Source organism: Varibaculum cambriense (genome assembly GCF_032557235.1).
Classification (GTDB): Bacteria; Actinomycetota; Actinomycetes; order Actinomycetales; family Actinomycetaceae; genus Varibaculum; species Varibaculum cambriense_C.
This window is the reverse complement of the sequence record NZ_JAWGMB010000016.1, coordinates 1-10002: the sequence shown is the minus strand read 5'-3', so window position 1 is coordinate 10002 and position 10002 is coordinate 1. Positions and strand designations below refer to the sequence as shown.

Genomic DNA, 10002 nt, shown 5'->3' with positions numbered 1-10002 from the left:
GGGGCGGATTTTGCCTCGCGCCCCGAAATCCGGAAAATGCTCTGGCATTTTCACGGATTTAACGCCCGCAGCCTACCCTACGGCATAAATCCGCCCCTGCACGCTCAGTACGTACCTTGCGGAAATCTTGTACCAATTGTGCCCCTTGCGTGGGGGAGAAGTTTTATCCGAGCAGGCTAGGCGGGCGCAAAATTTGGAAAACGCCGCCACGTTTTCCAAATTTTTGGGCAGGAGGAAAAACTTCTCCCCCGCGCTTAACCCAGGGCGCTTTTACCGAGCCAGCCCCGCCGCAAGTGGTGTTCATGTAAACTCAGCATGTTTAGAGGAGGGGAATTGCTTGGGGGCTCAGGCTTCCTGCCTGAGCCCCCAAGTCCCTAACAGTCCTCGGTAGGGATCCGAGTCAGGGGAAAATACCTGGCATCCTCCCCTAGGCGCAGGATACCTCCCATAACATCCTTCGCCAGAGCGTCAACTTGCAAACGCTCCCCGTAATTTTAGCATTTTCCTGCGTAAACAATGAAGGATTATTGTCAATTAGAATCCTATTTTCTTATTATTACTGCTTTGCTTTTTGCTGCGCTTGTCGCTGCGCCAAGGCTTTACGGGTCCGGACTTCTCCCCCGCCCTGGCGGGGATCACCAAACCAGGCTTTATAAAATTGATAGAAATTCAGATTCCCCGGCTGGGCGCACTCGTCACTAAGTCCGGCGAGCGCATCGGCTGAAGCCAAGTAGGGGGTGTAGTTGTAGAGGGCGGCGGTCGGCCAGTTTCGCGGAACTATTTCCTTACTGCCGCAGCCTGCATCCGGACCGTAACCTAAAGTAACCGGTTTACCAGTCTGCACATCATATAAACCAGGATCAAGGTGGTAACGTCGCCATTGGCGCGCCGCGTAGTACACCTGCGTGCCAAACCCGTAGAACTGGGAGTCACATTGGGTATGATCGGGGCATCCGTAACCCATGGCTATTTCGTATCGACGTGGGGTAAGCCGGGAAGAAGAAACGGTGATCAGCCCCTGTTCTTTTTGTAGGGTCACCAAAATTGCTTTCGGATTAATCTGACAGCTGCGAGAAACCTGGGCGATAACCTCACCGGCAGTAAGATTATCTCCGCCCGGTACCGCCTGCGGGCAAAATCGGTCAGGATCATGAGGGCGCAAGCTAGCGCGAAAATCTTTCAAACAAGGAACTTCCACCTCTTGCTTTTGGTTGCCATCATTCGTCCGCGCAACTCCAGTGCTTTCCGGCATAGCTTTAGCTTTACCTGCGCGGCATCCGTATCCCCAATCCGTAATAAAATCCTGAATCTGGGAGGACGAAAGGGAATCCCAGCGCGTAAACTCTGCTTCACTGATTAAATCGGTGGCGTCATATCCCTGCGCGCTAACCGGAGGCATGGCGGGTTCGGGAATGGAATCAGCAGATTCTTCTTGCCGGATATACCCATAAATCAGGTTCACCACTAGGGCGATTACTACCACCAGGACAACCAATATCAAAAGCGCTGCTAGACGGCGCAAACGATATTTCCGGGCAGTATTAATCACCTTCCCATTATCGCTAGATTTAGGTTCTCAGGGCAAAGGGAACATAAACTTCTTTCCAGACTAAATCTGCGATTATCCTCTCTTACCAGGGTAGATGCAAGGGTGGAGGGCTTTCGTTAGACTATAAGAGCGTCGGGCCGTTTAGCCCCGGGCTCCAAAAATTGCCGCTACGAGCGGCCTTAGCGCCGACTGGCGCTTCTCGGTCCGGCGTTCCCCAATCCTCCTTAACCGCGCGATCTAACAGGCTCCGTGAGTTCTTAATGCCCAATATTCCCATTGCCTAGAATTATTTTGTCCGGTGATGAAAACCAATCCATCACCGGACAAAACCTTTACTTAGTTACTGGATTCTATTCATGCCTCCTGCGCTGAAGCATGGCGATACCCAGTCCGCACATTAATAGCGAGACCGCCAACAACTCGGCTCCCATATTTGCGCCGGTTCTCGCTAGTCCCTTTCGTTGCGGGGTAGCGGTTTGAGCTTTCTGGTTTGCCGCTTTTCCAGTCGCTTGGGGCTTCAGGTTCTTATGGTCTTTACCGCTTTGACCTGGCTTTTGGGTGGAATCACCGGGGGAAGTACCCGGATTAGGGGTAGTTCCTGGATCTGTACCGGGATCTGGCTTCGTGCCCGGTTCCTGATCGCCTCCGGGGGTCGGCTTTGATTCCTCAACGGTGATGGTAAAGGTAGCTGTAGCTTTTTCCTGCCCATCTACGTTCACAGCCGTTACCGTAACTTTATAAACGCCCGCTTTCTTGGGGGTCCCTAAGATGGTTGCAGTAGCGGCGTCAAAACTAACGCCCTCGGGCAGTCCGGTAACTGTCCCGATAGCCCCGTCTTTAACCTCTAGCTTAATAGGAGTAATCATCGAGTCCGCTTTTACGGTTTGGTCAGCTATCGGACTAATCTGCGGGGTAGGCGCCGGAGTGGTGGCATCTCGCGGGGAAATCTTGAGGGCGAGCTTAGCCTGGGCGGCTCTGGGGTACCCAGTGCCGTCTTCGGCTTCTGTGAGGCTAACGGTTACTTCATAGTCTTTGTCTGCCTCAAGTTTTCCAACAGGAGTGCCGCTAATCTGACCGGTTTCTTTATCGAATGCCAGACCCTCGGGCAGTCCAGTTACCTCGAAAGTATCTGCGAGCACCGGGTCGTTGCGTTCAAATAAAGTACCCAGTGAAATCGGAGTGATTGCTTTACCAATCTGCCCGCTAGCAGCGGAATCTTTCCCTTTAAGCTCGGTGCGGAAATCATCCTCTAACCAGCGCAGAGTAAAACTGAGGTGGGCAATGTCTTGCCATCCGCCCCCATTGGGCTCCATCAATAACCCGATATTGCCATCTTTCTGCACAGTCATAGTGGTATAGCCCGTGCCGCCAGTCTTGAACTGTTTCTTTACCGGCCAGGTCTTCCCATTATCAAACGAAGCCCAAACATATCCATTCTTACGGCCATTATCGGTTCCCGAAAACAGTAGCACCTGCGAACGTAAAGTGCCGGGTTTAGCATTTGGGAAAGCTCGAATCACTTGCGCGTTGTTGTTCTCGTCAGCTAAATCCTTGCTAACGTGGCAATCTTTCCAGTTTTCCCCGGAATCGGTAGAGGTACAAATAATGCGACCTCCACCAGCTTGGGAGCGCGAAATCAAGATTAGGCTCCCATCGCTTAGTTCAGTAACTTTGTTCTCGTCAAACTTTTTACCCTCAACTACTGCTGGGGTGGGGTTACCAGATTTCCAGGTTTTACCATGGTCATCCGAATAAATCGTGTAGGCAACAATCCCTCCGCTCTTCGGGACGCAGGCCATCTGCTGCAGCAGCCGTCCTTTGTCAGGAGCAGTCATTTTTTGGGTACCGGCACCGGAGGTAGCAAAGCACGATTGCAGTTCCTTCGCTTTTTCCCCTAATACCTGGTCAGTGATTACTCGCTGCGTCCAAGAGTGACCATTGTCGGTAGATACGGACAGCCCTAGGTTCATGGCGTGTTCGCTGTTTTCATCAACTTTGCCTTCTGGAGTGAAAGTATAGGCAGGATTATTGGCAAATACGCCTGCAACCTGGCTGTAAACGTGGAAGTTAAAAATAGTGCCACTGTCATGGTCTACTACGTACGAGGGGTCGGAGTAACCCCTGGAACCGGCAATATTGCTGCCCACGATTCCGCGAGCAATCACTGTTTCTGGCTGCCAAGTCTTGCCGTTATCGGTAGAACGGCGCTGCATAATCGAGTTTTCGTTCGGGGAATCTCCCCCGTTCATCCTGCCGTTCTTCGGACGGTAATCGTAAGAGGCTAATAAATCTCCATTCGGGGCAACGGCGATTGCCGGAATACGGATATTCGCCTGTTTTGAACTGGTAGCTATAATCTGCGGGTTACTGATTTTAGCTTCCGCTGCCGGATCCGCGTCTTTAGCTTTAGTGCCCCTGTCTGCCTGCGGATATTGCTTTTGGGTATATACAAAAGTTGTGGCAGTAACGCGATTAAGTAGTTGCTGCCCCATTTTCCCGTCAATAGCTAACTTGGCTTCGACTTCGCCACGGGTTAAATCAGCTTCAGTGATGGTGTAGGTCAGCTGGCAGCGGTGAACTGTCCCGACTGCCAGACTTTCACGCTCGCAGCTGCTGGTGGTGCTGTCAGTCAGGTTAGTTACGGCGGTGTCGGTTACAGGTGCTACCGTCAAAGCATCGTCCCCGTTAGCGCTAACTTCTACCGCGAATTTAAGAACATCTCCCACCTGGTAGTGGGCTTTTTGTGACTCGTCAGCCAGCTCAAACTTGTCCAACTTTAGATAGTTGCTGGCAACTGGCAGCGCCTCGGCTTCGGTGGTCGCATAATAGGTGGCTGTCCCCGTGTATCCGGCGTTGGGGTAATACTGCCACACTATTTCGGGGGTGAATTTACCGGCTTTAACGTCAGCTTCCGTGACTACATGGTAGGGGGCAGTGCAATCCATTTCTTTATTAACTGGCATATTTGACCATTTGCAGCCTTCCCAATTATCCAGGTTGGAGCTTTTAGCGGACAGTGCCCGCGCTTTGCCAGTGTGGTTAATCAAAGTGGCTTTGAAGTTGATGCGTTCGCCTAACGTCCATTTTTGACCGGCTGGTTTCGGGTTGGTAACGGTAAGGGTGCTCGGTATTTTATTTTCGTTGATTCCGCCCAGGCTGGTTTTTTCACCGCCATATTCCACCTCGGAATACATCCGGAAAGTAACGTAGGGGACAAATCCGCCTGCCGTAGCCTCAGCTTTGGTAACTACGTGGGTTAGTTTTTTCGCGATTCCCGCTATGTAACATTCCTGCACTGTATTGGCAGCAGCGTTGCGCCATTTGCAACCTTCCGCATTTGCCAAGTTGTAGTTCACTGACTCGAAGGAGGCAGCTTTGGCGGTTTTATTGGTTAGTTTTACCCGGTATTCAACGGTCTGACCGGCTACTTTAGGATCTCCGGATACTAGATATAGCTCTATTTTCGCCTGCTCAGTGTCCTTGGTAGCTACTAAAGTAGGCTCTGCCGCATAGGCACTTAAGGGGGTGGCTAGGCCTGCCCCAATTGCTAGGGCTAGGGCAAACAAGATACTGATTACTGGCTTTAAAATGGGGTGCTTCTTTGCGCTCATGAAACTTAGAGTAACAATACAAAAACAGTTTTACCAACATCGACAGTTTGTAATAACTTAGTGCTTTAGTTACCTGGAAACACCAGATTCAATTTGTGGAAACTCCCACATTCTTTGGTTGGACTGTATTTTATCAAGTAAAGCTAGCGTTAGCTTAATAAGTCTTAACGTAATAGCTGTTCACGTGTGGTAAGTTAAAATCTGATAAATCCTCAGACTCATTTTAAGATTAGAGCAGGTGTAGCAGTGTTGCTTCAAAAACGAAAAAATCCATCTTTATGTTCCTGGGTTAAAGCTGATAAGGCCAGTAAGGGTCGGCAGCGAATAGGCTCAAAACTATTGAAACCTTTAGGGGTAGCCCTAGTAAGTGGGGCGTTAGCTCTGTCAATATCGCTTCCCGCTCCCACGGCTGCGGCCGAACCTCTCGGAGCCTATCAAGCTGACGGCTCCGCTACCCTACCGAAAACTATTCCCAGTCTGGATGCTTGGAAAGCTAGTGGCGGAACCTGGACGCTAGCCGAGGGCGCGCGGGTAGTTTCCACCCAGCCGCTCAACGCGCGGGCTAAAGCACTAGCGACAGAGCTTAGCGCCTATTTAGGTTCGCCGGTTCCCGCGAAAATAGGTAAGCGTACTAGCGAATTCGACGTGCATTTATTGCAAGATAGTACGCGCAAAGACTTAGGGGCAGAAGGCTTTGAACTAAAGATTGGCTCCTCCGGCGTGCAAATCATCGGCGCGACTGACGCGGGTGTGTTTTATGGGACCCGCTCCTTTTCCCAGCTGATGCGCCAAAAACAGCTAACCTTACCGGCAGGCTCGGTAGTATCAGTACCTAAATACAAAGAACGAGGGGTAACTCTGTGTGCCTGCCAGCTCAATATCTCAACCGAATGGATTGAGCGTTTTCTGGATGATGCTGCTGACTTGCATATCAATAACATCGTCCTAGAAATGAAACTAAAGTCTGATGCCTATCCCGACACTCAGACCTGGTCATACTACACCCCCGAGGACGTTAAAAAGTTTGTCGCTAAAGCGAAGAGCCTAAATATTGACGTTATTCCGGAAATAAACTCACCAGGTCATATGAATATTTGGCTGGAGAATGCTCCCCAATATCGACTGGTAAATAAGAAAGGCGAATATCAGTCTAATCAACTTGATATTTCCAACCCTAAGGCCCGGGCTTTCATTAAGAAGCTAATCGATGAATATGACGGGGCTTTCGACTCGAAATTCTGGCATATGGGGGCTGATGAATACACCATGGATGGCGGTTATGAACTGTATCCCCAGTTAACGGAGTATGCTCAAGACGCTTTTGGCCCCAGCGCCAACGCTAATGATGCTTTTACCGCTTTTATCAATGAAATAAATACTTACGTAAAAGGTAAAGGCAAGAATCTGCGGATTTTCAACGATGGTCTTTACGACACCGCAAACGTTCAGCTGGATAAAGATATTGTTATTGATTATTGGTTCAAAAAGGGCGGTACGCTAACTCCGCAGCAGCTCGCGGAACGGGGATATCAACTAACAAATGTTCCCCAAGCAATGTATTGGTCACGCGCCTTTAATCCGGCTGGTTACACCTATGCCATGAAGCCAAATAACCTGTATAACAATAAAAATTGGAACGTGGGCACTTTTGATGGTGGCGCCCAAATTGACCCTAACTACGACAAACTCCTAGGGGCGCGGGTATCGCTATGGCCCGATAACATCAACGAAAACGAGAACGAAGTCCAGATGATAACGGCTGATTCTCTGCGGTTCTTAGCCCAAATGACCTGGTCGGCTTCTCGTCCTTGGCCTAAATGGGAGGGTGCTGACGGTATGAAAGCTACCATCGATTCTCTGGGCGATCCTACTACCCGTTCCAAGGTGCAGGAAGCTACGGTTCCCGATGGGGTATACGGCCTACCAGAATTGGATCCGGTAGCCAAAGGGCCTTGGAAGCTGGCAAAAACCTATGACGGTTACTATCAGATTTCCAATACTGCTACCGGACAATGCTTGACGATGAGTGAAGGTAAAAAACATTTAGGTGCGGTTAGCGAAGTGGGTGCCCAGCCTACCTTGGTATCTTGCCGCCCGCTCAGTGAAAGCTATAAGAATGCTTTTGCTAGCGGTCGGGAAAGAAACCAACAGAAATGGCAGGTAGTGGTAGAAGCCGATAATAAGGTTTCTTTGCGGAACGCGGTTTCAATCCAGTACCTGGCAGTGGCTGACGGCAGCGAGAAGCATGTAGATATTCAAGGAGTTTCGGCTGCGGAGGTAAAGGCTGACGCCACTTTGCTGGAAAAATCATTATCTGGGACTGGAAATAATCTAGCCGCCGGCAAGGTTGCGCAATTCCCGAAAGATTTGGTGGCCACCAAAGGAAAGCTGGCTGATAAAGCCCTGTTCTCCCTGGTTCGTGAAAAATCGATTACCGTTGATCAGCCAGAGATTAAGGATGTGAATCCCTCTGAACCGCGGGAAGTTACGGTAACAGTTTCAGCTGCCGATAATGCCAAAGTCGCGCCCTCAGAAATTAAAGCCACCGTGAGTGAAGGCTGGAAGGTTCTGCCGGAAACAGTCCAAATGGCTGAGCTCCCTGCGCGTGGCACTGGAACTGCTAAATTTAAGCTGGTAAATACCACCGGAACGACTGGTAGCGTCACCTTTACCTGGAAGATGGGGAATGAAGAGCTAAGCACTACTGTTAATTTGAGCGGAATGCTAGGACCTCGCGTATGTGATGGATTTACCGATTTAAGCGCAGACTCGGAAGAAAAAACCGGTGAAGGCTCTACTAATGGTCACGTACAAGCCGCATTTGATGGCGTAGACGAATCAGGTAAATCCAATACTTTCTGGCACAGTAAATGGGCTGGCGGAGTAGATCGTTTGCCTCACTGGCTGGTATTTAGTCCGCAACAGGCACTAACTAATCCCGATGGCACTATTAACAATATGCTCTCGGTCGAGTACCTTTCACGGCAAGGGAAAGTGAACGGTCGTATCAAGAGTTATAAGATTTACACCTCTGACACCACTAAAGACGGCAATGCAACCGCAGGTTGGACGCTACAAAAAGAGGGGCAGTGGGAAAATGGAACCGATTGGCAGCGTGCCTACTATGACAATCCGGTAAAAGCCAAGTACGTGAAACTGCTGATTACCGACGTGTGGGACGAAGTAGCAGGCAGGGAAGACCAGTTCGCGTCCGCGGCTGCTATCTGTGTATCTTCACAGATGCCACCGGCCACCTTGACAGCGCCCGCGCAGCCGGAGAACCCAATTTCGGTTTCGCCAGCAGTTAAAGTTCAAAGCGCCCCAGCTAATCAGTGGCCAACTGCTGATCCGGCAGCTCCGGCAGCGACAATCGCGCCCATAGCTGACCAGACTCTGCAGCTAGGCTCGGCAATTAAAGGCATACCGGTGAAGGTAGCTAAAGGTACAGTTTGGAAAGTTAAAGGTCTCCCGGCGGGAGTAGTCTTTGACAAGCAAACTGGGGTGATTAGCGGGAAACCGGCTAAAGCTGGCAAATACCCGGTAGAGGTTATCGCAGAGAACCCGGATGAAGAAGCAGTTACCACAGCTTTCACGATTACAGTCACCGAGGAAAATACTCCTGGGGACACTGACAAGCCAGGCGGTAGCGATAAGCCGGGAGATACTGGTAAACCTGGCACTTCCGATAAGCCTGTCCCGGGCGGAAGCGCCAGTGGTGACGGTAAAGGGAAAGCGCCCGGCAGCGCCGAACCCGCCCGGAACGGAAACGGCCATGCCAGCACCCCTGGTTTGGAAGGCACCGGTTCGAATGCGGCAATCGCGCTAGCTGCAGCCTTGGTATTGATAGCCGCAGGGGCGGTGGCGATTAAGCGCCGACGTCTCTAGAGTAGCTAATCATTAATCTGGGGTTGGTAAGCGGAGATTCCGCTTACCAACCCCAGATTCATTTGTGGGGGTAAAAACGGGGCTAATACGGGCTACTACCGGGTTGGGGGTATTACCCCGTAAATGCTTATTTTGGGGCTAATGACGGCCTACTGCCCTTTTGTGAGCCACCAGATTTTCCTCTAACCGTGGTTGTTACCAGCTCCGGGCATGGTTATGGAACGTGCATGGCTCGGTGTTCGCTGAGAAGTAGTTTTACAAGGTTTAGGTTAAGCGAGGATTGGAAGGGAAGCGCCGCAGGGCTATTGTTCAAATAACTATTAGCCCCGGGCAGAGTACCCTCACCTCGCGATCCTCAGTTAATAGCCAAAACCGCCAACAGGGTCGCGTTTAGCGATGCTAGGTTGCCGTTTTAGTTTCGTTTTCTTCCCACGAGGGATATGGCCACGCCCACCAACAATAAGGATAATCCGCTAAGCAATACAACCAGGAATCCGGACTGCCCTGATAAGGGCAGTTTTCCTTCGGGGTAGTTTACTACTTTCAGGGTTTTGTCTCCCCCAGTTACGGTGTTCACGTTTCCGTTTTGTTTATCTATTGTTACCGTACCGTTTGCATCCACCTGGAATTCTATTGCTTGTGGCAGGAGGGCGTATCCGGAGACTGTTTCGGTTTCTACTAACCGATATTTATGTCCGGGCGTAACCGTTAAGTTGGCTTTCCCGTCGTTTCCGGTGGTTATATTCTGTACTGGTTTATCCGGGTTATCGGCTTCGTATAAATCGAATTTTACGTTCTCTAGCGCGGTACCTTTATCGGATACTTTGTTGAGAGAGATATCGATTGTCTGTACTGGTTCCTTCAGGTTCGGGATGTAGAACTCACCATTGGGATATCTAATTATTTTACCTGTCCGATAACCAACACGACCATTAGCTTCAACCATAAGCGTATAAG

At 50.4% G+C, this 10002-nt stretch carries 4 protein-coding genes; 1 reads left to right on the top strand and 3 read right to left on the bottom strand.

The genetic code is table 11. The annotated features are described in order from the left end of the window. Positions 1-556: 556 nt before the first annotated feature. Positions 557-1549: a hemagglutinin gene (locus tag E6072_RS08705; protein ID WP_316695123.1), complete on the bottom strand. Its 993-nt coding sequence runs from the start codon at positions 1547-1549 to the stop codon at positions 557-559. Positions 1550-1899: 350 nt separating this feature from the next. Beyond that, positions 1900-5160, bottom strand: a complete 3261-nt coding sequence (locus E6072_RS08700) for an exo-alpha-sialidase (protein WP_316695121.1) — start codon at positions 5158-5160, stop codon at positions 1900-1902. A 246-nt stretch (positions 5161-5406) separates the two neighbouring features. Between E6072_RS08700 and E6072_RS08695 the strand changes: the two genes are divergently transcribed. Next, positions 5407-9045, top strand: a complete 3639-nt coding sequence (locus E6072_RS08695) for a family 20 glycosylhydrolase (RefSeq protein ID WP_316695120.1) — start codon at positions 5407-5409, stop codon at positions 9043-9045. A 412-nt stretch (positions 9046-9457) separates the two neighbouring features. Here E6072_RS08695 and E6072_RS08690 read toward each other — a convergent pair. Continuing rightward, positions 9458-10002: prealbumin-like fold domain-containing protein (locus E6072_RS08690; RefSeq protein WP_316695119.1), on the bottom strand; the 545-nt coding region annotated here is incomplete at its 5' end.